Source organism: Caballeronia cordobensis (assembly GCF_001544575.2).
GTDB lineage: Bacteria > Pseudomonadota > Gammaproteobacteria > Burkholderiales > Burkholderiaceae > Caballeronia > Caballeronia cordobensis.
The window spans coordinates 170,792-197,311 of record NZ_FCNY02000008.1 but is presented as its reverse complement, the minus strand read 5'-3'; the positions used below and the strand labels follow the sequence as shown (position 1 = coordinate 197,311).

At 61.3% G+C, this 26,520-nt stretch carries 21 protein-coding genes; 4 read left to right on the top strand and 17 right to left on the bottom strand.

Annotation, left to right across the window (positions count from 1 at the left end):
• Nucleotides 1-25: 25 nt before the first annotated feature.
• Both AWB70_RS17295 and AWB70_RS17290 read right to left on the bottom strand, forming a co-directional pair.
• Entirely contained in the window at nt 26-5,992 is a 5,967-nt protein-coding gene (locus tag AWB70_RS17295; protein WP_053570758.1) for an ATP-binding sensor histidine kinase, read from the bottom strand.
• 142 nt (nt 5,993-6,134) lie between these two features.
• On the bottom strand, nt 6,135-6,974 hold the full coding sequence (locus AWB70_RS17290) for an enoyl-CoA hydratase/isomerase family protein (protein ID WP_053570514.1): 840 nt from the start codon (nt 6,972-6,974) through the stop codon (nt 6,135-6,137).
• A 466-nt stretch (nt 6,975-7,440) separates the two neighbouring features.
• On the opposite strand from AWB70_RS17290, the gene AWB70_RS17285 reads away from it, so the two are divergent.
• Complete coding sequence (locus tag AWB70_RS17285; protein WP_014193410.1) at nt 7,441-8,187, top strand: response regulator transcription factor; 747 nt, start codon at nt 7,441-7,443, stop codon at nt 8,185-8,187.
• Nucleotides 8,188-8,195: 8 nt separating this feature from the next.
• Here AWB70_RS17285 and AWB70_RS17280 read toward each other — a convergent pair whose 3' ends face one another.
• The 9 genes from AWB70_RS17280 to AWB70_RS17240 all read right to left on the bottom strand — a co-directional run bounded on the left by AWB70_RS17280 (nt 8,196) and on the right by AWB70_RS17240 (nt 16,689).
• Nucleotides 8,196-8,576, bottom strand: a complete 381-nt coding sequence (locus tag AWB70_RS17280) for a DUF3331 domain-containing protein (protein WP_060854111.1) — start codon at nt 8,574-8,576, stop codon at nt 8,196-8,198.
• A gap of 57 nt (nt 8,577-8,633) precedes the next feature.
• A complete protein-coding gene (locus AWB70_RS17275) occupies nt 8,634-9,665 on the bottom strand; it encodes an alpha/beta fold hydrolase (RefSeq protein ID WP_053570516.1) in 1,032 nt (343 codons plus the stop codon).
• Nucleotides 9,666-9,790: 125 nt separating this feature from the next.
• The gene (locus AWB70_RS17270; RefSeq protein ID WP_053570517.1) at nt 9,791-11,107 is read right to left on the bottom strand and encodes an acyl-CoA dehydrogenase family protein; all 1,317 of its coding nucleotides are present in this window, start codon (nt 11,105-11,107) and stop codon (nt 9,791-9,793) included.
• A 77-nt stretch (nt 11,108-11,184) separates the two neighbouring features.
• The gene (locus AWB70_RS17265) at nt 11,185-12,480 is read right to left on the bottom strand and encodes an acyl-CoA dehydrogenase family protein (protein WP_053570518.1); all 1,296 of its coding nucleotides are present in this window, start codon (nt 12,478-12,480) and stop codon (nt 11,185-11,187) included.
• 232 nt (nt 12,481-12,712) lie between these two features.
• Nucleotides 12,713-13,339, bottom strand: a complete 627-nt coding sequence (locus AWB70_RS17260) for a helix-turn-helix transcriptional regulator (RefSeq protein ID WP_232355603.1) — start codon at nt 13,337-13,339, stop codon at nt 12,713-12,715.
• A gap of 69 nt (nt 13,340-13,408) precedes the next feature.
• Nucleotides 13,409-13,873: a MarR family winged helix-turn-helix transcriptional regulator gene (locus AWB70_RS17255; RefSeq protein WP_053570519.1), complete on the bottom strand. Its 465-nt coding sequence runs from the start codon at nt 13,871-13,873 to the stop codon at nt 13,409-13,411.
• A gap of 53 nt (nt 13,874-13,926) precedes the next feature.
• Nucleotides 13,927-14,808: an NmrA family NAD(P)-binding protein gene (locus AWB70_RS17250; protein ID WP_053570520.1), complete on the bottom strand. Its 882-nt coding sequence runs from the start codon at nt 14,806-14,808 to the stop codon at nt 13,927-13,929.
• Between the two features lie 113 nt (nt 14,809-14,921).
• Nucleotides 14,922-15,563: an HD domain-containing protein gene (locus tag AWB70_RS17245; protein WP_053570521.1), complete on the bottom strand. Its 642-nt coding sequence runs from the start codon at nt 15,561-15,563 to the stop codon at nt 14,922-14,924.
• Between the two features lie 127 nt (nt 15,564-15,690).
• Nucleotides 15,691-16,689: a GlxA family transcriptional regulator gene (locus tag AWB70_RS17240; protein WP_053570522.1), complete on the bottom strand. Its 999-nt coding sequence runs from the start codon at nt 16,687-16,689 to the stop codon at nt 15,691-15,693.
• A gap of 263 nt (nt 16,690-16,952) precedes the next feature.
• Here AWB70_RS17240 and AWB70_RS17235 point away from each other — a divergent pair, with 263 nt between their 5' ends.
• Complete coding sequence (locus AWB70_RS17235; RefSeq protein WP_053570523.1) at nt 16,953-17,561, top strand: carbonic anhydrase; 609 nt, start codon at nt 16,953-16,955, stop codon at nt 17,559-17,561.
• 107 nt (nt 17,562-17,668) lie between these two features.
• Here AWB70_RS17235 and AWB70_RS17230 read toward each other — a convergent pair whose 3' ends face one another.
• From AWB70_RS17230 to AWB70_RS17210, 5 genes are read right to left on the bottom strand one after another with little or no spacing between them, the layout of a single operon-like run.
• On the bottom strand, nt 17,669-19,207 hold the full coding sequence (locus tag AWB70_RS17230; protein WP_053570524.1) for a hypothetical protein: 1,539 nt from the start codon (nt 19,205-19,207) through the stop codon (nt 17,669-17,671).
• A 20-nt stretch (nt 19,208-19,227) separates the two neighbouring features.
• Nucleotides 19,228-20,304: an ABC transporter ATP-binding protein gene (locus AWB70_RS17225; protein ID WP_053570525.1), complete on the bottom strand. Its 1,077-nt coding sequence runs from the start codon at nt 20,302-20,304 to the stop codon at nt 19,228-19,230.
• Nucleotides 20,305-20,323: 19 nt separating this feature from the next.
• Entirely contained in the window at nt 20,324-21,115 is a 792-nt protein-coding gene (locus AWB70_RS17220) for an ABC transporter permease (protein ID WP_053570526.1), read from the bottom strand.
• A complete protein-coding gene (locus AWB70_RS17215) occupies nt 21,112-22,050 on the bottom strand; it encodes an ABC transporter permease (protein WP_053570527.1) in 939 nt (312 codons plus the stop codon). Before AWB70_RS17215 ends, AWB70_RS17220 begins: the two co-directional genes overlap by 4 nt.
• A gap of 20 nt (nt 22,051-22,070) precedes the next feature.
• The gene (locus AWB70_RS17210) at nt 22,071-23,189 is read right to left on the bottom strand and encodes an ABC transporter substrate-binding protein (protein ID WP_014193425.1); all 1,119 of its coding nucleotides are present in this window, start codon (nt 23,187-23,189) and stop codon (nt 22,071-22,073) included.
• 161 nt (nt 23,190-23,350) lie between these two features.
• Here AWB70_RS17210 and AWB70_RS17205 point away from each other — a divergent pair, with 161 nt between their 5' ends.
• The gene (locus AWB70_RS17205; protein ID WP_053570528.1) at nt 23,351-24,130 is read left to right on the top strand and encodes a DeoR/GlpR family DNA-binding transcription regulator; all 780 of its coding nucleotides are present in this window, start codon (nt 23,351-23,353) and stop codon (nt 24,128-24,130) included.
• 6 nt (nt 24,131-24,136) lie between these two features.
• Here AWB70_RS17205 and AWB70_RS17200 read toward each other — a convergent pair whose 3' ends face one another.
• Nucleotides 24,137-25,804: a Na/Pi cotransporter family protein gene (locus AWB70_RS17200; RefSeq protein WP_053570529.1), complete on the bottom strand. Its 1,668-nt coding sequence runs from the start codon at nt 25,802-25,804 to the stop codon at nt 24,137-24,139.
• A gap of 258 nt (nt 25,805-26,062) precedes the next feature.
• Here AWB70_RS17200 and AWB70_RS17195 point away from each other — a divergent pair, with 258 nt between their 5' ends.
• The gene (locus tag AWB70_RS17195) at nt 26,063-26,509 is read left to right on the top strand and encodes an Ohr family peroxiredoxin (protein ID WP_053570530.1); all 447 of its coding nucleotides are present in this window, start codon (nt 26,063-26,065) and stop codon (nt 26,507-26,509) included.
• Nucleotides 26,510-26,520: the final 11 nt, after the last annotated feature.

Genomic DNA, 26,520 nt, shown 5'->3' with positions numbered 1-26,520 from the left:
CGGCTCCGCAACATGTGAATCGGATTCATGATGGGCCGGACTGCGCCATGGGAAGCGTGAAGAAAAAGCGCGCGCCGCCGTGCGCCGACGCGTTGTCGGCATCGATCTGTCCGCCATGCGCCTCGATGATCGACCGGCAGATTGCGAGGCCCATGCCCATGCCGCTTTCTCTCGTCGTAAAGAAGCTCTGGAAGATGCGCGCCATGTCCTCTTCATCGAGTCCCGGACCGCTGTCTTCCACGCAGCACGTGACGCTGGAAGACTCGGACATGTGGGTGCGTACCGTGACGATGCAGGCGCTCACGGCGGCCGCTTCCATGGCCTGCATCGCGTTGACGACCAGGTTCACGATAACCTGTTGCAATTGCACGCGATCGACGACGACAACGGGCGCGGGGCTCGCGCGCTTGCGTTCGATCGTGACGCCGCGTGAGCCCACATCATGCTGAAGAAACAACAGCGCTTCGTCGATGAGTTCATCGAGCGGCGCGGCGGCGCGCGTCAGTCTGCGGCGCATCGCCATCGCCCTGATGCGATCGACGATATCCACCGCGCGCTGCGCATCGATCCTGATGCGCTGATTGACGAGGCGCGCTTCGTTCACGTCGGGTGTCTTGCGATCGAGCCAGCGGGTGCTGAGCGCGCTGTTCATCGTAATCGCGGCCAGCGGCTGCTTCAGTTCATGCGCGATGGATGCGCTCAGTCCGCCGAGCGTGGCAATGCGCGCCGCGTGGGCGAAATCCGCCTGAAGCCGCTGCAACATGTCCTGCGCGCGGATGCGCTCCGTCAGATCGACAAGACTGATCAGCGCGATACCGAGATCCTCGGCCGCGATGGGCCGTGCGATCGTCAACAGGACGTCGATGATCCGTCCGTCGAGCGTCGGAATTCTCGTCGTCTCCTGGAAGAACGATGCGCCGCCGTAACGGCTTTCCAGCGCGCGCCGGAAGGTGCCGGGGCTCTCTCGCCACACCCAGGGCAATGGGCCGAGCAGCATGTTCGTGTCGTGCGCGCCGAACATGGCCGCCGCATGATGATTGACTTCCTCGATGACGAGCAGCTCCATTGCGCGGTTCAGCCATCCGGGATGATCGTCGATATAGTCGGACAGACTCTCCACGCCTTGCGCGCGCAGATCGGACAGCAAGGCGATAAGCGGCTGGGCGTCGATCTGCCAGAGTCCCACGGGCATGTCGAAGAAAAGGCTGCGATAGCGATGCTCGCTGCGCAGCAACGCGGCATGGGCCTGCTTGCGCGTCGTGATGTCCTTCAGTACGCCGAGCACGCGTATGCCGTCGTCGATCTCGTCAACCACGTGCGCCACGAGTTGCAGGTGCCGTGTCGAGCCATCCGGCATCAGCAGCCTGTGCTCGATATCGAAGGGCTGGCGTTCACGCATCGCCCGATCGAGCATCAGGCGCACGAAGGTGACGTCGTCGGGATGAACGCGCGCGAGCATCAGTTCGAGCGTCGGCACCGTGTCGGCATCGTACTGGAATATCCTGAAGCTTTGCTTCGACCAGGCCATCTCGCCGCTCGAAACGTGCCAGTCGAAGCTTCCGGTGTCGCTCAGTCGCTGCGCGTCGGCCAGCAGCGCTTCCGCATGTTGCAGATCGGCATAGAGGCGCGCGGTCTCGAGCGACATCGCCGCCTGCGATGCAAGCAGCCGCAAAATAGCGGTGCGGGCGGGCGTGAAGACGTTCGACGCCAGATTGTTCTCGAGATAAAGCACGCCGATCAGGCGGGTCTGCTTGATGAGCGGCAAGCACAAGATAGAACGGCAATCGTGACGCATGACGTACTCGTCCGACGAGTAGGGATTCGTCGACGATGCATCGTGAAGCAGCAGGCTGTCACTCGCGCGCATCACGTAGCGCAGCACGGATTCCGGCAGGTCCACTTGATCGACGCGCGACCTGAGCAAGCGCACTTCGACGCGATCCGCACTCGCCGTTGCCTCGGCTTCGACGCGCATTTCCCTGCGGCGCTTGAGCAGCAACAGGCAGCGATTCGCACCCGCATGCTCCAGCGATAGCTTCATCAGCGTGTGAATCAATTGGGTCAGATCGACGCCGCTGAAGATCGCGCGCGACACGCTGACCACCGTCTCCAGGTCGAGTTGCTCGCTGGTGGTCGCGATGGTTCCGTCGAACTTCGCCGGCGAGCGCTGAATCTGCGCGTGGTCTCGCGCCAGTTGGCGAACCTTGCTGTGCGCGCCCCAGCGCTCATAGCAGGATCGTGCGTTCGTCAGATACGTGTCCGCGATCGTCTCCAGACCACGCTCGATGAAAAAGCGCGCGGCAAGTTCATGCGCGAGCGCCTGATGATGTATGAAGCCATGCTCGCGCGCCGAGCGCACCGCTTCTTCGTAGTGGTGCATGGCATCGGACGCGCGGCCTTCCAGTCGCGCGGCCTCGGCGGATAACAGCGCGTGGCGATGCTGGAAGTTGCTCGGGCAATGGCTCGACCAATCCGCGAACCTGGCGCACACGGCGTGCAACGTGCGGCGCCGCGAAATCCGCTCTTCTTCGCTTGCCGATGCGTCGAGCGCTGCCAAAGTCAGCGCTTGAAAGAAGTGAAACGTCGCTTCGATCGGCAGCGCCATCGCGGCATCGAGATTGCTCTGTGCGCGCTGAGCGGCATCGAGCGCGTCGTCGTAACGCCCTTCCAGATACGCCAGCATCAGGTCCATGATGTGCCGGAACGCAATACCGCAGCCGAAGTTTGCCCGCACGATGACCGAAAACGCCGCCTCGGGGTCGAAGCGGACCTCCGCCGGTGTGCTGTTGCCGACTTCGCCTCGCAGGGTCGTCACGAAATGCTGTTGCAGGCGAATCGTCTCGTACACCGCGTCGTTTCGGCTCTGGCGTGCGAACGATGCGTGGCGCTCCGAAAGCTGCAGCACTTCGGCAAGCGGCGTACCCTTTTCGATCGTCTGCCAGACGGTGGTGAAGGCAAGGTATCCGGCAAACGCCAGATCACCGACTTCGAGACACGCGGTGTTCGCGCGCTCGAGAATCGGCAGATCGGTCACGATGTGACGACGCCAGAAATTGATGTGATTGCCATGAAGATGCAGCAGCTTGCCTTTGAAGCGCCGGTTGCCGAACTTCTCGTTCAACGTGAGCGACATCTCGGAGAATTGCACCGCGGACGCAATGTCGCCGATACTCGATACCAGCATCAGCGCGTAGTTGCCATAGGCAAAGCTCGACTTGTCGGTGTTGCCCGCCCGCAGTGACAGATTCACCGCCTTCAACGTGATGAGGGGATAGAAAGCCGGACGCGCGATGAATGCGCAGGGCATCGACTCCACGAGCAAGTCGATGATCGTCCATGTGGCCGGCTCGGTCGCGACTGGCGCTTCGACCAGCGTTTCGATGGCGCGTCCTGCGAGACCGTCCGAAACATCGCGCAGTTCCCGATCGACCTCGGCGCCGACCGCGTCGTCGTGCAGCGGCAGCAGCACGCCCAGTTCGCGCAACGCGAGAACGGCCACGTCGAAACTGTCGTCGAACCGGCCCGCGACCTGGTACAACTCCATCCGCAAGCCGAAGACTTTGGCCCGGTCCAGGCTCGAACATGCGCGTTCGAGCATCATGCCCAAAAGCGCGTCAGCAACCGCGAAATGGCCAGCCAGGTATTCGCATTCCGAGAACGCCAGATAGAGATCGAAGGTACGCGCGTAGTGGTGCGTCCACGCATCGGCGGACAAGAGCGCGACCCCTTGCGCAAGGTAGTTGCGCGCCGCGGCAAACGCGGCCGAACTCATCGCGCGCCGTCCCGCCTCGCCGTTCAGCACGAGGGTGCGTTCGCGCTCGCTCGCATCGGTCATCAACTCGGCCCCGCGATTGAGATGATTGACGATGTCGAAGAGGCGCTCGCCGTGATCGTTCGACGACTCGCCTGAAGCCAGCGCGCGGCCGATATGCAAATGTATCGCGGCCCGCTCGTCTTGCGGAATCAGCGCATAAGCGCTCTCCTGCACCCGGTCATGCGCGAATACATAGGCATCGCCGGCACGACGAACGAGACCGCTCTTCATGGCCTCCCACAGCTTTGCGTCGATCGCGGCCTCGGGTTCGCCATAGACGCGCATCAACGCGTCGATTTTCGCCACGTTGCCCAGCACCGCGAGGCGGCTCAGCGTTTCGCGCGTCGCGTGCGGGAGGCGGCCAAGCTTGGCCGTCATGAGGCTGGCGACATTCTCGGTGAATCCCTTCGCGCGGATACGCGCCAGATCCCACGTCCAGTTGCCGGCATGATGGTCGAATGCGAGCAGTCCTTCATCGGCGAGCATCGTCAGGAACTGGATCAGGAAGAATGGATTGCCGCCGGTCTTTTCATGCACGAGTTGCGCGAGCGGCGCCGCGTCCTGCGCGCCGCAGCGTAGTGCATCGCAGAGGAGTTCCGTCGTACTGTGAGTGCCGAGCGCCTGGAGATCGATATGCTCCACCTTCATGCCCGCGTCGCCCGTTGCGCCGCTCATTGCGCCGATCAGTTGCGCGAGGTGATGTCCCGGCTCGACTTCATTGGCGCGATATGCGCCGATCAACAGCAAGTGCGTCACGTCCGTGTGCGCCGCGAGATCTTCGATGAGTTCCCGCGTGGCCGCATCGAGCCATTGCAGATCGTCGATGAACAACGCAAGCGGATGCTCCGGTCGCGCGAACACGCCAAGCAGACGTCGAAACGCGATATGAAGGCGGTTGCGCGCTTCTTGCGGCGGCAATGCCGGCACCGCCGGTTGCTCGCCGATGATCAAGGCCAACTCCGGAATCAAGCCGATCATCAACTGGCCGTTGGGTGCGAGCGCTTGTGTCAGTGCGAGCCGCCAGTGCTTCAACTCCGCATCGCTTTTATTGAGCAGCACGCGCACGAGCGACTGGAACGCCTGCGTAAGCGGCAGATACGGCATATCGCGCTTGTATTGGTCGAACTTGCCGGATGCAAAGAGGCCACGCGATGGTACGAGCGCCTTCTGCAACTCGTTGACCAGGGACGACTTCCCGATGCCCGCATAACCCGAGACAAGAACGACTTCCGCGTCGCCCTGCTTCACGACGCGGTCAAAGGCCGCGAGCAGCGCATCGATCTGTGCGTCGCGCCCGTAGAGTTTTTCCGGGACGAGCAAGCGGTCGGAGGCATCGCGCGTCGCGAGCATGAAATCCGGTATGTCGCCACTTGTTTCCCATGCCGTGAGACAGGTCCGCAAATCGTCGAGCACGCCGAGCGCGGTCTGGTATCGCTCTTCCGCGGTCTTGGCGAGCAGCCGGTCGACGATGCGTCCGACGACCGCAGGCAAGACTTGAACGCGCTCCGTCGCGGGCACGGGGCGGCGCGCAATGTGGCAATGGATCCACTGCATCGCGTCGGATGCGGCGAATGGCGGCGCGCCTGTCAACATCTCGTAGAACAGCACGCCGAACGAGTACAGATCGCTGCGCGCGTCGATCGATCGGTTCATGCGTCCGGTCTGCTCAGGCGACATATAGGTCAGCGTTCCCGCGATGACTTCCGGCGGCACGGCCGGCTGATGCTCGCGCGGCAGCAGCGATGCAATGCCGAAGCCGGTCAGGCGCACCTCGTCGTTGCTATCGACGAGCACGTTCGCGGGCTTGATGTCCTTGTGCACGATGCCAAGCGCGTGCATTTCGACCATGGCCCGCGCGAGGTTCACGCCGATGCGCAGGCAGCGCGCGAGTGCAAGCGGCTTGCCCAGCGCCCGGATAAGCGGATCGCCGCCGCTGTCGTCGAGAATCAGCACGGGCGGCACGCGGCCGAGATCGAGCGCGAGCGGTTGCGCGGACCACTCGGGCGCAAGCAACGGCGCCAGACTGTATTCGTGTTCGAGCCGGACAATACTTTGCGACGCCGGCTGATTCGCTACTCGCGCGAGCAGCGTGAGCGGCGAATCCGGGCGATTCGCGCGGTACGTGAGGAGGTCGCCGTCGTCATGCAAGGGTTCGAGCGAAAAGCCGGTGAGGTCCATGAGATGCTCCCTTTCGCCGCTCTCTTCCGACAAAATCGATTCGCATCCGACGACACGTATCGTTTCCCGAAGCGAAAAGTAGCCTATCACGCAAGGAGCCCGCCAAACCTTCCGTCGCGTTCGTCGCTTTCCGGTAGAACGGTCAGCGCCACAGCGATCCGGTGTATTCCGCAAGCCTCGCTTCCACGTCCGGATTCTTTTGCAGGCCCATCTGCATCAATTGCGCGATCTTTTCCTGAGCGGCAGGCCGCTGAACGGCGGCAATGAAGGCATCCCACTCGGGTGCGACGGACGTATCCGGCGGCAGCGTCTCTGCATTGACATGCTGTTTGATGACCGCGAGCGATTCTTTGTCGAACGAACCGATGCGCGTGGCAAGTGCATCGACGAAGTCGTCGAGTTCGTCGTCGGGCAATGCACGGTTGACGTATCCGTATCGTTCCGCAAGCGCGCCGTCGAAGTCGTTTCCGCTCGTCAGCACTTCGAGCGCGCGCCCCCGGCCGATCAATCGTGACAGCCGCGTCATCGGCCCGCCTCCGGGGACGAGCGCCGCACCGATCTCCCATTGCGACAGCAACGCCTTCTCGCGGCTGGCGAAGCGCATATCGCTCGCAAGCGCCAGTTCACTGCCGACTCCCGTTGCGCGGCCGCGAATCTTCGCGATGGAGATCACCGACGACCGGCCGATACGCACGAGCATGTCGGGCAGCGGCGGCAAACCGGTCGGACCCGCCGCCATGCTCGTCGTCGCTTCGAGCGGCGGAATGAAATCGTAATGCGTGAGAAAAAAGCCCGGCACTGCGCTTTCGAACACCACCACTTTCACATGCGGGTCTGTTTCGAGCGCGGTGACCACCGCGCCAAGTTGCGGCAGCATATCCGGCCCGCATATGTTGAACGGCGGGTTATTCACGATGACGCGCCAGTACGACGGGCTGCGACGTTCGATTCCGATCTGCGCGTTGTTGCTATCCAAGGTCATGTCGCTCTCCTAGCGGGGCAGTATCCGATTCAGTGACAGCACATTCTCGACAACGTGTTGCGGCCGCGATGCGATGCTGTCTTTTTCGGTCGCGTGATGAGGAAACTATAGTGGCCGAAACAGCGTGCCGGAGGCGCGTCTATACCAACGTATATCGCGCTATACGAGGTCGCGTGTAGCGCGAGACGCAGCCGCTTCGCCGCAGCATATTCGACCCGTGACGGTGCGTCGGAATCCGAATCGCTACCCACAATGCCCATAACGCGGCAGAATTTTTTTATCGAATCCTGCTAAAGTGATTTGCATCGCGGAGGATAACATCTACCGGCTTCCGATCGGCCAAATGACTGGGCCGAATGAGTCGGCCGCTTCGACCCTTCCCCTTTCCTGCCGTGATTTTCCTGTCGTATAGATCCCGACTCTTGCCCCGGATTCATGTGCGCAAGGTCTCTGCACAGGAGCAAAGATGAACTCCGTACCGCAATCCACGTCCCGTGATACGGGGCCGGACGAGCACACGCCAGTGGTGTATGTCGTCGATGACGACGAGTCCATTCGCTTCACATTGCAAAGCCTCGTTCGTTCGGTCAGGCTGCGCGTCCAGACCTTCGATTCGCCCGCCGAGTTCCTTGCGTTCCCCAAGTACGATGTGCCGAGCTGCCTGATCCTCGACGTTCGATTGCGCGGCGCGAGCGGCCTCGCGTTTCAGGCAGACGTAGCGCGTTACGGCGTGCGCATGCCGATACTTTTCATGACCGCATACGGCGACATCGAGATGACCGTCAAGGCGATGAAAGCCGGCGCGCTCGACTTCTTCGAGAAGCCTTTCCGCGACCAGGACATGCTCGATGCGATCGCGGACGCACTGAAGCGCGATGCGGCACGCCGAGCCTCCGAAGCGGCGCTCGCCCTCGTGCTTTCGTCGTACGAGTCACTCAACGTGCGCGAAAAGGACGTGATGCAACGGGTCGTCGCGGGCATGCTGAACAAGCAGATTGCGTACGATATGAACCTGAGCGAAGTCACCGTGAAGATTTATCGTGGGCAGGTCATGAGGAAGATGGCTTCGCGCAATTTGCCCGATCTGGTCAGGAAGGCGGAGGTGCTCGGCATCGGAATCGCGTGCGTCGCCTCAACGATCCTGCCCTCGTTGGCTCCGGATTCGATTGGACGCGTCGCGACCGCGCTGACCGCGCATCAGGGTACGGCTTGAACCGCTCCTCAAGACAACGCGTATTGCTCGATCACGGACGCGAGGATCATCGCGTGCCCGTTGCACACGCTGGACGTTCGTATCGGTGCATAGACGAAATCGCCTGCCGCAATCGACTCGCCGCTCATTGCGCACCGTCCGCGTCTACGCGCGCGCCGGATTCTCCATGACTGATCGCGATAGCTGCAGCGTGTCGGATCGCGCCAGCAGATCGTGGCGGTCGTCGGTGTGGGGCGCTCTATCACGCTCACCACGAGTGCATCGCCGAATGCATCGGCGGCCTTGTCGCGCAGCGCGTGTACTTCGCGCGGCGGCATAGCGAGGCCGGCAGGATTCATGCACGAATGCATCATCACGATCGTCCGTGACCATGCGTCGGATGTCTTCATGTGGAAAGGCATAACCGGCCTCTTTGAGTGCGCAGCAGTCGTGTTGATCGGCGGCTGTCAGAGATTGGCAGCGCGCACGATCGCATTGGCGAAAGCACGGGGTGCTTCCTGCGGCAAGTTGTGGCCAACGCCGCCCTCGATCGTCTCGTGCGCGTACTTGCCGCTGAACTTCCGCGTGTATGCCGCCGGTTCGGGATGCGGAGCGCCGTTCGCGTCGCCCTCCAGCGTGACCGTCGGCACAGAGATCGTGGGTGCGGCGGCCAGTCGCTGTTCAAGGGCGTCGTATTGCGGCTCGCCTTGCGCGAGGCCGAGGCGCCATCGGTAGTTGTGGATCACGATCGCCACATGATCCGCATTACGGAACGCGGCGGCCGAACGTCGATAGGTCGCGTCGTCGAACGTCCATCGTGGCGATGCGAGTTGCCAGATGAGTTTGTTGAACGCATCGACATTCGCCGCGTAGCCGAGCGCTCCGCGCTCCGTGGCGAAATAGTACTGATACCACCACTGGAGTTCGGCCGAAGGCGGCAGCGGCTTGCGGTTGGCGTTCTGACTGCCGATCAGATAGCCGCTCACCGAAACCAGTGCCTTCACGCGTTCGGGCCAGAGCGCGGCGACGATATCCGCGCTGCGCGCGCCCCAGTCGTATCCGCCGAGCACGGCCTGATCGATTCGAAGCGCATCCATCAGCGCGACGACATCGATCGCGGTGACGACCTGTTGCCCGTTGCGCGGCGTCTCCGGCGAGCGGAAGCGCGTGGAGCCGTAGCCTCTCAAGTAAGGCACGATCACGCGATATCCGTTCGATGCGAGCAGGGGCGCGACGTCGGCGTAGCTATGAATATCGTACGGCCAGCCGTGCAGAAGGATCACCACGGGACCATCGGGCGGACCTGCCTGCGCGTAGCCCACATTGAGGACGCCAGCGTCGATCTGCCGGATATCGTCGAGCGTCGCACCGCTACCGGACGCCTGCGTTTGCGTTGACTGTGCGCGCGCCCCGGTTGCGACATGCCATGCTCCCGCGCCCATTATGGCGATACCGGCGCGTAGCGTGCGGCGGCGTTGCCTGCTGATGATGTCGTCCATGTCCGGCTCTCCGCGTCGACCTGTCTAACAGTCTATGAAGCGAGGCCGGCATTGACAGCCTTCCATTGGTATTGCCGCATCGTCGATTGATATGCTCGACGCATCCAATAGTATTTCGCGCCGCTTCATGGCAGCAAGGCGCCCGCGCTTTCCATCGATTTACGGAAGGTCATTTGGCGGGTGTCGGCAATCGCCCGCGGATCGAACTGGTCGTCCAGCATGACACCCCAGATCTTGCGCATTTGCATTCCTATATTGCCCGCATCGTACAAAGGAAACACGGCGGCTTCGCGCAGGAATTTTTCCATCGGATGCTGCCTGTCGAGCGCGTTCACGCCCATGATCTGAAGCGCCCGAAAGACCGCGGTGAACAGCGCTTCGCCGCAGAACACCTTGGCCATCGCTGCGACGGCATGGCCCTCCGAATCGAACTGGTCGAGATAATGCGCCGCTTTCCACGAAAAGGCCCGGCATGCCTCGATCTTCATCGCGATATCCGCGAGCATGTAGCCGACCGCCTGGTGATGAATCATGGGCGAGCCGCCGCCCGCGCTGTGCGTCTTCGACCAGTTCAGGACAAACTCATATGCCGATCGCGCAACGCCGACCGCCGCGATGGCCGCCACCGGCCCGGACCACGTGAATGCCTTACTCACGACGAGGTCGCCGTCCCCTACGGCGAACACATTCTCTTCGGAAACGCGGCAGTCCGAGAACGTCATCGCATTGTTCTGGCATAAACGATGCCCGAGCTTGGAAATCGGCTCGCCGTAAGCGACACCCGCAGTGCCTCGGGGCACGACGATCGCGCTCAGTCCTTCCCGCCCGCCTTTTTCCGGATCGGTGCGCACGATACAGACGTTCACGTCCGCGCCCTTCAAATCCCATCCGCCCGCATTGCACGGCCAGTACTTGGTGCCGTTCAGCACATACTCGCCGCGACCCTTGTCATGCTTCGCGACCAGACCGATGCCCGCCGGATGCGCCGAGGGATGATCGAAATTTGCAGTGCCGCCCGTTTCACCGACCGCCTCGCTGACCGTCCATCCGGCGATGTATTCTCCGCGTGGATCGCTCGTGGCCTGTCGCAGCCACTTCTGCTTCTGTGCGTCGGATCCGAACCAGACGATCGGCATCAGCGCGAGGCCGTTCACCAGCAAAACGGTTGCAAAGCCAGGATCGACAGCAGTGATCTCTTCCGCGACGACCTGCAAGTCCACATTGCTGATACCGCCGCCGCCATACTCTCGCGGCAGGAATCCCGTTGCAAAGCCGAGCTTGTAGCACTCGAGATAGGCACTCTTCGTGATGGCGAATGCCTTCTGTGTATCACGTTCCTCATCCGCTCGCCTGACCACCGGGTGGAGAATCTCCATGGCGAATTCGCGCGCGTTTTTCTGCAACTTCCGTTGCGCGCCGGTCAGTGTGAAGTCGATTGGCATTGAATGAGCCCCTGACGTCTGCATCGTTCGAAGCATATCGAGCGTACGCTCATGTTGATTGAGTCAATGACCTCGCTTCATCCGACGCCCTCTGCGAGCGACAGGGAAAAGACAGCGTCGTCATCGAGCGCGGCCCGCGGATTGAACCGTTCGTGCGCCATGATGCCCCGCACACGACGCCGCTGCGCGGCCATATTGCCGCTGTCATAAATGGGCAGCAATGCGGCATCGTGCAAATGTCTGTTGAAACCGAATTCGCTATCGCCTTCGCGGGAACCGACGACCTGCATACACTTGAACACGCAGTCGAACATCATTTCGGTGACGTTGATCTTGCACATCGCGCCGAAGATTTCGCCATGCTGATCGTGCTTGTCGAGATAGTCGGCCGCGCGCCACGCAAAGTAGCGAGCGGATTCTATTTTGGCCGCGACGTCACCCAGAATGATGCCCACATTCTCCAAGCGGCTTAGGGGCGCGAGCGAGCGGCCCGCGTATCGTTTGGAGAATCTCAGAGCCACTTCATAAGCCGCGCGCGCAACGCCGGCCGCCGCGATAGCTGCCATCGGTCCGAACCATGCGAAGTTTCGGTCGATGACCCGATCTCCATTGCTTTCGCTACCCGGCAGCAGATTTTCCGCGGCGACCTCGGCATCGTCGAATTCAATGGTGGCGGTCGTTTCCATTCGATCGTCGTCGCGTGCCGGCGCATGACACGCGATGCCCGGCGTGCCGCGTTCCACGACAATCGCAGAAAGGCCTCGTGCGCCCACGATTTTCCTGTCCGTGCGAACGATGACCGTCTGACAATCGGCGCCGAGTCCGTCCCATCCGGCGGCCGACGACCACTTCTTTCTTCCGTTCAGCACATAGCGGTCGCCGCGCAGGGCCGCGGTCAATTCGATGTCGGACAGCGAACGCGGGTCTTCGATGTCATTCACCGCAAGCGGCGATCGACGCGGCTCGGCCGCCGTCCAGGCGGCGAGATACTGTTCGCTGGGATCCGATGTGGCCGCGCCGACGAAGCGTCGTTTCTGCTCTTCCGTGCCGTACCAGATGACCGGCATGAGTCCAAGACCATTGCAAAGCACGGTGCATGCGAATCCCGGATCTATCGCCGATATCTCCTCCGTGGCTATCGTGAAGTCGAGACATGAATAACCCCCTCCTCCATATGCCGCTGGCAGCATCGCCGTCGCAATACCTTGCCGATAAGCCTCGACGTATGCCGGCTTCTTCTTCACGAATGCCGTGGCCAGATCGGCATCTGGATCAGCCGTACGAATCAACGGTGCCAGAACGTTCTCCGAGAACGCCCGTGCTCTCGCTTGCACCGCCTTTTGCGCCAAGGACATCGTGAAATCAATGGCCATCTGATGCCTCCATCGAATAGATATCTGGACCGCGCGTGTCACGCTGGCCAGGCAGCAAGGCCCGTGGCATCACAATAGGCATTGCTTTCGACAGGCACAATAGTCAAAAGTGTTGAAAGGCTCGACTGTTACAACTTTGCGAAAGCGGAGCGCGAGTGACAGCAGAATCGCTGTGAGAGACGGTGTCCCACACCGATATCGAGCGAACGTTCGATAACAGACCGGCTGCGATCTAGGGGAATGGCTTGAAGCGAAAACGGCAGGCGTCGCCGCCGCGTTGCATGCAGGCCTGATGTTCGACCTCGGTGCCCATCAGCCCCGTGAGAAAGCCGATATCGAAACGGCACACCTCGGGATACGTTTTTGTCAGATCGTGGTACACGCAGTTGGTGCATTCGACGCGCGATAGCGTAGACACGCGGTCCGGACCGATCTCCATAGCCCGAAAGCCTGCTTCGTTCATGATCTTGACGGTTTCAGTGACGCGCTCGGAACGCGTCTTGCCGACAAGGCGCGGAATCATGCTCGCCGAAGTTTTGACACCCAGATCGAACATGTAGCGATCGAGCCGCTCGGGGCCCAGTTCATCGCGCAAAGTCGAAACCAGCAAAGCGGAAAACCACGAATACTGCTTGGGAAACTGATTCGTGCCCTCCTGAGTGAGCACATAGACCTGGACCGGCCGTCCGCCGGTTTTTCTGGGCGTGCCCTTTTCGATGAGATTGCGGCGTTCCAGAGCGATCAGATGCTGATTGACCGCAGTCCTGCTCAAGCCGATAGCTTCGATGATTTCATCGACCGTCGAACCACTCTTTCGCTCGAGCAGGAAGTCCAGAATCCCCTGACGGGTGCTGGACATCGGATCGGTAGCCATATCGATTCAAGTTGGCAGAAGAAGATCTGCGTGCCTGACTCAAGAATATACCGATCAACTCAGCTCTTCCAGCGAGGATGACGGTCCGCCATCGACCTTCATCCCTGCAAGACTTCGACGCAGCCCGGCTACCTTCTTTGCCCCGTTCATGACGCTGAACTGATGCTGCGCTTCGAGCCAGAGCGGCGTCGCCCGTTCGAAAAGAGCCCTGCCCTCCGCGGTGAGTTCGACGATACGGACGCGACCATCTGTTGGCGCCGGCCGCATCGTGACAAAACCATCCCGCTCCAGAAAGCCGATCATCTTTCCCATGGCCGTGCGCTCGATATCGAGGCGCTCGGCCAGGGCATTGATCGACGCGCTCTGCTGCTCATCCAGCGTTGCCAGGATAAGGAATTGCGTGATGCGAAGGCCAGAAGGCTCAAGGAAGGCGTCGTAGAGACGCGAGATCTGGCGCGCGGCCTTTCTCACAGCAAAGCAATTGCACTGTTCGACTCCGACCGGTTGCACTTCCTGCATCTCGCATTTCCTCATAAAAAGCCGTTCAAATGACCCGACGCTTCGCGCGGTCGTCAGGCGAAAACGCTCCGATTCTGCTCGATGAAAGCAGGGACTGAAAGCGCGGGCCTTCCTGTGATCGTCTCGACGACATCGTTAGTGCCTTCGAACACCCCTTCCCGATAGTGTTGCGCCACTTCGACAAGATGCTGAACAAGAAAGGGCGGAAACTTATACACCTCCTCCATCTGCTGCTTGAAGTCTTCAATGGAAGTCGGCGCGTATTCTATGTTCACGCCAAGTACCTGGCTCATGGCGGCAGCGATTTCCGTGTGATTCATCTCGACCGGGCCGTGCAGCGTGTAAGTCTTGCCGCCATGGCTTGCGGGATTGGCGAGGATGTGTGCAATCACGCGTCCTTGATCGTCCGAGCTGATGGGAGCGTGACGTCCATCCGCAAAGGGAAAGTCGATCTTCTTTCTAGCCCAGATTTGCTTGGCGAAATGCGGATAGACCAGCCAGTCAGCGAAGAAGGTGGGGCGCAGATGCGTGGTCGGCACGCCCGACCAGTCGAAGATTCGTTCTGAAATCCAGTGATCTTGCGCTGCATGACTGGTGGATTCCCGCCGCGCCGAGATCTGCGACATGTTCACGATCGCGGAGACGCCGGCTTCCTTCGCGGCTTGTGCGAAGTATGCCGCGGCGCCGAGAATTCCCGGTGCGATGGGATGCAGGAAGTAGGCAGAACTGACCCCTTCCATGGCGGCACGAATCGCATCGATATCAGAGAAGTCTCCCACCGCGATCTCGATGCCGCGCGCCCTCAGCGCTGCTGCGCGCTCATCGTCCGATCGCACGTAAGCACGTACGCGCCTGCCCATCCGGAGCAACTCGTCGATCGCTGCGCCACCCGTGCGGCCCGTTGCGCCGCTGACAAGAATACTTGATTCGCTCATAGCGTTCCTCTACTCATAGATTGAGAGCATATGCCCTTAAACACAATATAGGTGCATACACACGTAAATGCAAGAGAGTTTTTGTTCCCGAAAAAAACGGCACGCAATGCGGGTCAGCTTTCGAACGGTGCCGCAAGGAGCAAGTCACACACATCAGGGATCTCGACAGCCGGTGCAAGGCGGCGTCCAATGTCGGCCAGGCCCGTACCGATGGCAGTGTGCGGTTTCTTTCTCGCAACTTCGGCGAGGGCCTGCGTGAACGCCTTTTTGAATCCCAGCCGCGGATAAAGCGCGAGCGTATCGTCGATCAGTTGCACGGGGATCTCGTCCATCCTGAGCCCCATCACATCGACGTGGGCGCCGAAGTGAACGAGCGCGACTTCCGGCTCCCTGCGATCGGCGATATCGGCGCAAGCGTGAAGCGCGATCGCATCCCAGACCACATCGATTTTTGTTTTCGGATAGTCATGCGCATGCAGGAATCTGCTCGCAGCGTCGGCGCCATCCACTTCGAAGCGCTTGTCCGCGGCGTGATGCTCGGACAAACCGAGATCGTGAAGCAGCGAGGCAAGATACACGAGTTCGCGGTCGTATTTCATTTGCCGCTTCTTGCCGATGAACTCCGCGAACCACCATGTCCGGTGAACATGATTCAAGAGCGGCCTGGTATGGGATGTTTCGACGAGCGCGGCCGCTTTACGTGCAAGTTCCGAGTCCGGCGCGGTAATGCCTCCGACGGTGACAGCATGTTTCATGGATAGTCCTTGAATGTTCTATCCGGTGAAAATAATGCAGCCCGTCTTCGTCAGCAATGACAAACACCCCTCGTATCGGGACATTGTCGTTCGGCTGCGCCTGCAGGTTTCTTGGGCGCGATGCGCGTCATACCTTCGGCGCTCCGAAGCGGCGGCGATAATCCTGCGGAGACACGCCATGCACCTTCGTGAATGCCCGGCGCATGCGTTCATCGTCGCCAAAACCCGTCCGGCGAGCGATCACCTGAATAGGGTCGTGCGCAGATTCGAGCAGACGTCTGGCAGCTTCTATGCGCAGCCGCTCGACGACTCTCGCGGGGCTTTCACCGGTTTCCCGAAGATAAACGCGAGCGAAGTTGCGCGGACTCATCCGTGCCGCATCCGCCAGAGCGGGAATCGACAGATCCGCGTCGAGATGGGTGCGAATCCAGTCATGAAGGTCTTCGAACCGGCCGCGCGCGTCGCGCATCTGCTGACGCAGCTCGATACTGAACTGCGACTGGCCGCCTGGCCGCTTTAGAAAAAGAACCATGCCGCGAGCGACATTGAGCGCTGTCAGATGGCCCAGATCGGCCTCGATCATGGCCAGCGCCATGTCGATTCCGGCGGAGACGCCCGCGGAAGTCCAGATATGGTCAGACGTGACAAAAATCGCGTCGGGTTTCACGTTGATGGCGGGATGCTGTTGCGCCAGCCGGCTGCAAGCGCCCCAGTGTGTCGTCACGTCCCGGCTGTCGAGGATGCCGAGTTGCGCGAGGATGAACGCGCCTGTGCAGACTGAACCGAGCCGGCGCGGCCAGTCCAGGTAGTTCACGAGCCTCGCTCTCAGCGATGCGGTGGCGGCCGCCGGCATGATCAGGTCGGCGCCGGCGACGAGCAGCGTGTCGACGGACGCCATCACCGCGTCATCGAGGCGCACCGTTTCAAGCTTCACGCGCGTGTCCGTGGCCACCGCGCCGCCCGCTTCGGACGCCAGGACGACGTCATACGCGGGGCGACCGCTTTCAAAGCAAGCGTCGCTGAAGGCCTGCAGCGGGCCTGATATGTCCATGAGCTTCGCGCCGTCATACGTGACGATGACCACCTTACGCGGCGCTCGCTTATCTGAATGGTCGGTTCCTGGCATGGGCGGACATATCGAAGTGCGGATGTTTCGAGGGGAACACGCTACAGGCATCCGGCGCAGGAGCGCAATGACAACCATACCTCGTTTTCTGCCAGCGTCTGGCCGTGCCGCGCAGCGATATTTCGCGCGGCGACGCAATGGCAGGAATCGAGGGCTCAATGTCATTCGTGCCGCCGATTCACCAACCTATACTCGCCGCACATGCAGCGCCGGGTCGCTGCCCTTCCGATCAGTCGAGAAACGTACAGCGTGGAGCAAGGCAAATGAGTCAATACAGCGAATTCGAGTTCAGGACACAACCGTGGTTCGATCTGGCGTGGTTCGACCGGTCGAACTTTCAAGGATTCAGCGGTTTCATCCCGATGAAGACCATCGTGATTCACTGCTTCGATCCGAGGGCAAGTGAAATCCCGCAGGCTGTCGCAGACTATCTTGGGGATGAGGTCTATCCAGGCGAGAACATTCTTGACGACGCGGGCAACCGGATCGGAAACACGCGTACGCTGTTTGCCGTGTCGAACGCAGGAGGCCGCGCGTTTTCAGCATTGCAATCGGTCGCAACGATGGACTATCTCTTCAAGGTTCAAAACGTCGTGGTCGTCCATCATTCGTTCTGCGGCGCAACGGCTTTCCATCCTGAAGACCTCGTTGGCGAGTTCCATGAGCATCACCACGCCGACATATCGACGATGTTCGATCACGATAGCCTGGCCATTTCCAACTTCGAGGACTCGATAAAACACGACGTTCAGTTGCTTCGTGCCAGCGCGGCCGTGCCGAAAAACGTCAAGCTTTACGGCTTCTTCTACGAGATCAATTCGGGCAAGTTGTCCGAGGTGGTGCGCGACATTCCGGCTGAGGGTGTTGCTTGAATGAATGCGCGAGATTCACGCGGCCCGCTGCCGGACTATGCGAAGAATCGGTTCTTGGTTCTATTGAGTGGTCCGTCAGGCCTATAAAGTATTTTCATGCGATGCCCTCATTGAGCGATCGCGTCCGGTTTCACCGAGACCGATTTCGCCTTTGCTTTCCTGCCCTCGTCCGTGTCGCTGAAAAGCTGCCGGACGACATCGAGCAATGCGGGGTTCATCACATCGCCGTGCCCGTCGATGACCGTGTCCTGCGCCACGACGTTCCAGACCGCCGTATTGATGTTGCCCGTGCCGGGACCGCCCGCAACCTCAAGCGTGGCGCCGCCGCAGAACTTTCTGGTCCAGGGCTCGTGATCGCGCTGCTTTTTCGTGATCGATGCTATCTGGTCGTCGGCCATGTCGTTCTCAAGCCTCTTGTTGTTCGTGACTCTGGCGTCCAGCTCCGGACCCTTTATCGTCAACAGGTTCCCCACGGTCGTCCAGGTCCCGCACGGCTCGGTGAACGTACCGTCCTTCGGCCTGTTGAGGTGATGGGTCACGTAATCCTGCATGTTGCCCGGGGTCTGCTTGATCGCGCTAGCCTGCTCGTCGGACGAAGTCGGCCGCTCGAAAAGCGTGTTGATGAAGCGCCCGGCGGGAAAGGCCAGACGGGTGGCCTGGTCTGTGGCCGACGTGATCGACACGAGCACTGGCGCCTCGTATCGTGGCGCGGGATCGCGGCGCTGAGCCACAGTGTAGAGCGGCTGGAACCGCGAAGACTCAAAGGCCGGATTGACGAGCACGATCATATCCGCCACGCGATCGACGGATTCGAAAGCCTGCGCGGAGTCGTCGCCTAGATTGACGCTCCATTCGGGATCCTCCAGCCCCTTGAGATCCTTCTTGACCGAGAGCGACTCGATCAATGGGCCCGACGTCGCCGTATAGAGTATCAATCCGCCGAAGCTGTGGCCGATCATCAGAGACCGCACGGGGGGCACCGGATCGAAATTTTGCAGCGCCATCGTGTTGTAATACCGGCGCATCGAACGAAGCCTCGCAAACAGCTCGCGCACCGATCCAGCCGCCACGCGCGACGCCGCGTCCTTGCGGGTCCAGAACGTGATATTCAGAAGCGGATTGCCACTCACGGTCTGCCACGGGTTGCCCCGCCACCCGACATACACGCCTATCACCTTGCGCATGCGATCTTTGTCGCCCTCGTGATAGAGCTCGTCCGCGGCCGCGCGTTCAAGCAGCCTGCGAAAGTCGCGAACGTTGCTGTCCTCCGTCATCGCGTTGTGCTTCCATCCATGAACGAACAAGATAAGCTTTACCTTCTCGCCTCTTGAAAGCAAAGTGCGCAGGCGTTGCATCAGCTTGTCGATCTGTTGCGAAGGATGTTCGTCGGGCTTCGATTCATCATCGGCGTAAGTCCAGCCCTGATCGTCGAATTCGACGAAATGCAGCTCGTATTTCGAATCGACGACCTCTGGAGTGACATTGGCGCATTTCGTATCGACGTCGCCCTGCTCATCCGCAGGACAAGTCTGCTCGGGTGGCTCGGGAACGAGGATCTTGCCCCGATACGCATAGTGCGATGCGCAACCTGAAAATATCAGCGTGATTGCGATTGAGATCAGAAGTGATGCTGAGCGAGTCGCCATGTCGCGCCTTGGTGTCGTGTTTATACGGATTGCACGCTCTCATCCAGCACGAGCAGGTTGTCGTGCGAAAACCCAAGAGCCACCGGCTGCCCGCGCTCGGGAAGAATCCGGTTCGGATCGTTGAAGACATCGAGCGAAACGACTGCGCGGTTGACCCGCGCGCGAATACGCACCACGGAACCGAGGAAGCTGATCTCTTCGACCGTCGCCGCCAGCGAATTACGGCCGTTCGATGGCGGCTCCAGCAGGATCGCCTCGGGCCGCAGCGCAAGCGTGCGCTCCTTGCCGGCATCGTCCGGGGACAGCGACCGCGAAGTCACCAGCTCCAGACCTTCGACCGCGATGCGCCCCGTTGCGGGATCGATCACCCGGCCGGCGAAGATATTGAGCGTCCCCACGAACGACGCAACAAAGCGCGTACGTGGAAAGTTATAGATGTCGAGCGGCGAACCCACTTGCTCGACGCGCCCGTCGTTCAACACGACGATGCGGTCCGAGATAGACAGCGCTTCTTCCTGATCGTGCGTGACGAAAATCGACGTGATGCCGAGATCGCGCTGCAGCGCCCGGATGTCTTCGCGCAGCGAGACGCGGATTTTCGCGTCGAGCGCGGAAAGCGGTTCGTCGAGCAGCAACACCTGCGGCTTGCTCGCAAGCGCACGCGCCAGCGCGACGCGCTGTTGCTGCCCGCCTGACAACTGCCACGGATAACGCCCCGCGAGATGCGGCAGCTTGATCAGGTCGAGCATCTCGGCCACGCGCGCGTCCATCTCCTTCTGCGAGCGCTTCGCGACCTTCAACGCGAAGCCGATGTTCTGCGCCACCGTCATGTTGGGAAATAGCGCATAAGCCTGAAACACCATGCCGACAGCGCGATCGCGCGTGCGCACGTGCGTGACGTCACGCCCGTTGAGGCGGATCGTGCCACGCGTGGGCGTTTCGAATCCGGCGATCATGCGCAGCACGGTGGTCTTTCCGCACCCGGACGGACCGAGAAACGTGATGAACTCGCCCTGCTCGATCTTCATGTCGAACCGATGCAGCGCGACGTTCGGTCCGAACGTCTTGTGAAGATTGTCGATTTCGAGGAATGCCATCGGTCGCGGCCTCGTCGGCTCAGGTTTTATGGCCGGCCAGCGCACGCGCCGAGCCGAACACCTGGATCAACCCCATCGATGCCCACGTCACGATGAAGGCGATGATCGCCAGCGCCGAGGGCTCGTAAGCGCGGTTCGCACCGATCAGTTGCAGGTACGGGCCGAACGCCGGGCGATCCAGCAGGCTCGCGATCGTGAATTCACCGATCACGACGGCGAACGTCAGGAACGCGCCGGACAGAATTCCCGAGCGCACGTTCGGGAAGATCACGCGGAATAGGATCGTCGTCCAGCCCGCGCCGAGGCATTCAGCGGCCTCGGTCAGCGAACGCACGTCCACGGCGCGCATGCCCGCATCGACGGCGCGGTACATATACGGCAGCGATAACGTGACATAACCGAACACGAGCAGGAGATCGGTCGCGCGTTCATTGCTGGTGAGAGGGAGAAGCGAACTGCTGTTGTAGATGCGCAGGTAGCCGAAGACGATCACGATGGCCGGTATCACGAGCGGCAGCAACGTGATGAACTCGACGACCGGCCGCAGCTTCGGCAAACGCAATTGCACCCAGTACGCGGTGGGCACGACAAGCAGCACGCCGATCACGATGGTGAGCAACCCCATCAGCACCGAATAGCCGAATGAAGCCTGAAAATGGGGATCGCCGAGCACGACCCGGTAAGCATCGAAACTGTACGCGTCACGACGCATCCGCAGACTGAACTCGAAGGTCGCGGCGAGCGGAATCAAAAAATACAGTGTGCCGATGATCATCGCGATCCAGGCGCCCGCGCGGGACTGCGATTTCATCGGCGTCCCCTTTCGGCGCGTGCGCGCAACCAGATGTAGGCGCCGTTCGACAAACCCGTCACGACGATCATCCCGAGTGCGAGTGCGTAACCGAGATTCTGGTTGTGCAGCACGTCGCCGCGAATCTGCGCGTACAGCAGGATCGGAACGATGTTGAGCGAGCTGCCGGTCAGCGCGTAGGCCGTCGCCACCGCGCCGAATGCATTGGCGAACAGCAGCAGCGTCGCGCCCAGAAGGCTCGGCCAGAGGACCGGCAATCCGACGTAGCGCCAGTACTGCGCTGCCGTGCCGCCGAGGCAGTCGCATGCTTCGCGCCACTCGCGCTTCAGACCATCGAGCGCCGGCGTGACGATGAGCACCATCAACGGAATCTGGAAGTAAAGGTACGTGATGGTCAGCCCGAAAAAGCTGAGAATGCTGAATCCGGTGGAATAGAGATTGAAGCCGAGATATTTCCTCGCCAGCACCGTCACGAGGCCCACGCGCCCGAGTGTACAGATGAACGCGAAGGCGAGCGGCACGCCCGCGAAGTTGGACGCAACGCCCGAAAAGGTCATGAGCGTCGGGCGGATCCACGCGGGCAACCGGCCGTGCACGGCGGCCCACGCGAGCAGCACGCCGAAGATCGCGCCGCCCGCCGCGGATGCGACGCTCACCTTCACGCTGATCCAGTACGCATCGAGCACGGCCGGCTGAAACAGCTCGCGAAGATTCGCCAGCGTGAAGTGCCCCTGCGCGTCCTGAAACGCGCCGATCATCAGAAAAGCCGTCGGCAATAGCAAAAACAGCAGCGCGAACGCGAAAAACGGCGCGAGGCCGAGATAGGTCAGCCAGTTCGCGCCGCCGCTTTCGCGCACAGGTCCGGATTCCGGCGCGGGCCCGGCCGGCGTCAGCAAGTTCGGGCCCGGGGCGCCTGGCTGCGGAGATGCGCTCATCCCGGCGGTCTCGCGTGTGCCTACTTCACATTCGCGCCAACGACCTGATCCCAGCCTTTGGTCACGGCATCCTTCGTGGCGTTCTGCTGATCGAGTGTCGGAAACACCGCATTGCTATAAGCCGATGCGGGCGGAAGCTTCGCGAGCAACGCCTGCGGCACCTTCTTTTGCGCGACGAGTTCGTTATAGCGCATCGGGTGGCAATAACCGGCCAGCCAGCCGAGCTGCCCTTCGTCGGAATAGAGGAATTCCATCCACAGCTTCGCGGCGTTCGGATGCGGGGCGTAAGCGCTGATCGCCTGCACATAGACACCGGCCACCACGCCCGTCTTCGGCACGATCACCTGCACTTTTGGATTGCCCTTGAGCGTGTCGCGGTCAGCCAGCGCGTTGTAGTCCCAGCGCACGATGATGGGCGTCGTGCCTTGCGCGAGCGACGCCGCCTTGCCGATCACCGGCACGAAGTTGCCGCTCTTGTTCAGATCGGCGAAAAACTTCAGGCCTGCCTGGTCGGCCTTCGTTGCGTCGCCCTTGCTCTGCGAGAGGCCTGCCGCGTAGACAGCCTGAATGGCCTGATTCGCCGAGCGCGGGTCGCCCGCGAGCGAGACCGCATTGCGATACTCCGGTTTGAGCAGATCGCCCCAGTCGGCCGGCGGCTTGTCGATCATGTCCGCGTTGACTTCGAAGGCAAGCACGCCGTAATAGTCACCGTACCAGTAGCCGTCCGCATCCTTGGAAGACGCCGGGATCGAAGCCCATGTCGATACCTTGTAAGGCTGCAGCAGGCCTTCCTTTTTCGCGGATGGACCGAACGACAGACCGACATCGATCACATCGGGTGCTTGCGGCCCCTTGTTTCCCTTGTTCGCCTTGATCGCTTCGATCTCGTCGCCCGAGCCTGCGTCGGGGTTGAGTTCGTTGACGTGGATGCCGTACTTCTTCTGGAATGTGTCGATCAGCGCGCCGTACCCGCACCAGTCATGGGGCAACGCGATCGTGGTCAACTGCCCTTCTTGCTTGGCGGCGGCAACGAGCGCGTCGGGTGGCGCAGCCGATGCAGTGTGAACGCCGCCCGCAGCCAGTCCGGCCGCCGTGCAGATCAAAAGAACGCGGCCCGTCCAGATACGCTTCATCGTCATCGCTGCTCCCAACAAGGAAGATAGTGCGTTGAAGAGATCCGCCGACTGCTGTGCAGGCTAGATTCAAATCCTCAAATTTGCAAGCTGCCAAAAAAGTGCAACGCCGCGTTTTGGTGGATGTAAGCTGAAGCGCGTCGCGTCCCCACAATTGAACATTTCATATGTGGCAGAAAGACCGTCATCAGCGTATTTGCGCGCTCCTGTCGATGCTGGGCCGGGTCTCGAACGAGCGGATCATGGCGGATCTCGGCGTATCGCGCGAGACGGTGCGCCGCGACCTGCTGGATCTGGAAGAGACAGGCGTTCTGCGGCGCGTGCATGGGGGTGCCGTGCCCGCCGGCGACGAGGCGCCGATTGGCGAGCGCGCGCATGCCCACGTCCGGGCGAAGATGGCCATCGCCCGGGCGGCCATCGGCATCATCCACGACGCTCAGACCGTATTCGTCGATGCCGGCACCACCACCGCCATTCTCGCCGACCAGCTCGCGAAGCTCGCCAACCTTACTGTCGTCACGAATTCGGTCGACGTCGCGCTCCGCTTGCGCCGCGCATCGGAACCGCATGAACGCGCACGCGCCATCAACGAGGTCATCCTGCTCGGCGGCACGCTGAGCGACCGGGCGGCGGCCACCACGGGCGCAACGACCGTGCTCGACATTCAGCGCTATCGGGCGGATCTCGCGATGCTATCGCCCGTCGGCATCGACCAGGAGCACGGCGCGAGCAACTTCGATCGGGCGGAAGCCGAGATCGCGCGTGCGATGGTCGAGAATGCAGACCGCGTCGCCATACTCGCCGATCACAGCAAGATCGGCCAGCGCAGCCGCATCACGTTTTGCGCACCGCGCGAGATCGACGTCCTGGTGACGGACCGCAAGTCGGGCGAGGCAGCGGATTTTCGGGCCCTGAAGAAGACAGTCGGCAATCTGGTGCTTGCGTAAGCGGCCTCACTCCTTGACGTGCAGCGTGTCGAGCGAACGCTTGCGCAAGCGTGTGTCATGCAGCGCGCCCGCCGCATCGAGCACCGGATAGGCCGTCGAGCAGAAGAGCGAGTTCAGGCGCTTCATGTTGCCGATAAGGTCGAGATGCAGCGCGCTGGTTTCCATGCTTCTCATGGACTGCCCCGCGAGGCGATCGAGATGCTTGTGGGAGTACGCCCGCTCCAGATCGCGAAAACGCTCCTTTTCCGCCAGCAACTGCTCCGCGCACCGCAGATCGTTGTTGAGGAACACGGACAGTCCAAGACGCAGATTGCTGACGAGGCGCGCGTGCAGATCATCGAGCTCGCCGAGGCCTTGCTCGGAAAACGCCAGGCGCTGGGAGATCTTCTTCTCTTCGATGTCACTCACGATTCGCTCGATGATGTCTCCGGCATGTTCGAGATTGATCGTCAACGAAATGATGTCGGTCCAGCGACGGCTTTCCGCCTGGTCGAGTTGTTCGCGGGAGATCAGCGTCAGATAGCTTTTGACTTCGGCATAGAGCTGGTCGACGTCGTCGTCCATGCGCATCGTCTCGCGAGCGACAGCGAGATCGTTGCGTCGCAGAAGATCCGACACGTTGTCGAGCATGACCCGTACGATGTCGCCGATGCGCAGCACCTCCCGTGACGCGTTCGCCAGTGCCAGACTCGGCGTCACGAGTCCGGCGGGATCGAGGTAGAGCGGACGCAGTTCGCCCGTCGCGACGGCACGATCGGGCAGCACGCGTCGGCTGATCGCAGCGACACGGTCGACGAGCGCGAGGCAAGCACAGCAGCGCACGAGGTTGTAGATCACATGAAAGCCCACCACCGCCTCGCGTGGATTGGTGATCAGAACCGGCAATCCGCGTGCGAGCAGCGACGCAAACGGCAGGATGACGATCGCGCCCGCCAGCTTGAACGCAAAGCTGCCCGCGGAGAGCCGCCGTGCGGCCGCGTTCTGCGGAAAGGCATTGAGCAGGGCGAGGAGCCCGCTGCCGAGATTCGCGCCAACGACCAGGCACAAGGCGACCTTCAGCGAGATCACGCCTGATGAAGCCAGTGTCGCCGTCAGCAGGACGGCGGCGAGGCTCGAGTACGAGAGCATGGCGAAGCCGGCGCCCACCAGCGCGTCGAGCATGGTGTCGCCTGTGAGGGCGCCGAACATCACGCGCACGCCCGCACCCTGCGTCATCGGTTGTGCGGCTTCGACGATGAGGTGCAGCGCCAGCAAAATCAGTCCGAGGCCGATAATCGTGCGCCCTACCTGCCCCGCTCGCGTCTGCTTGCGGGTCAGAAAAAGCGGGACGCCGAACAGAATCAGAATCGGCGAAAGCCATGACAGATCGAGCGTGAGCACGCGCGCCATCAGCGCAGTTCCGACATCCGCGCCGAGCATGACCGTCAGTCCGGCCGCCAGCGGCACCAGGCCTTGCGCGGCGAACGACGTGATGATCACCGCAGTGGCATTACTGCTCTGTACGAGGCTCGTGACGCCGATACCCGCCAGAAATGCTCGCATCTTGCTGCCGGTGCTGCGCCCCAGAATCGCGCGAAGATCGGCGCCGAGCACCCGGAGAATGCCGGTACGGACAATATGTGAACCCCACACCAACAGCGCGACGCCAGATAAGAGATTGAGCAGAATTAGCACGGCCGATCCATTTCGTATCTTCGAATTATGACAGTAGTGTTACACAGTTCTGCGGCGTTGCAATGTCGGGGCTGGACGAGGTGGATTCAGCGTTAGCGGCGTATAACGGCGACTCAACACGGCTTTGCGCCCCACAAAGAATCGCATACGATTTAATCTCATACGCTTGACATCGCTTTTGAGATCGTGCATTCTGCGACGCATGCGATTACATCGCATGCGATATAAACATCACTCGCACCCAACCTGGAATCCACCATGGCAAAGATCGAAAAAGTCCTCTTCTCTGGCAAGACCCACACCACCATCAATCGCGACCCCGCCCTTCAGCGCGGCGAGCACGGTGTCGTGGATCTGAAGCTCTCGGCGCCCGGCGGCCAGGCGTACGACTTCATCGCGGCCGAGCCGCATCCGACTGCCGAACAGCTGTTCGCCGGCGCGTGGTCGGCCTGTTATATCGCTGCGCTCGGTATCGCCGCGTCGCTAAAGAAGGTCACGCTGCCCGAGGATCATTCCGTCGATATCCAGGTCAACATTGGTCAAACGGGCGCCGCCTGGTTCCTCGGCGCACATTTCACCGTGCGCATCCCCGGCATCGATCAGGAAGTGGCCGAGGCGATCGCGCGGGCCGCACATCAGATCTGCCCGTACTCGAAAGCCGTGCACGGAAACATTGAAGTCGAGATGAACGTCGTCACGGCGTGAAATCGCAACCC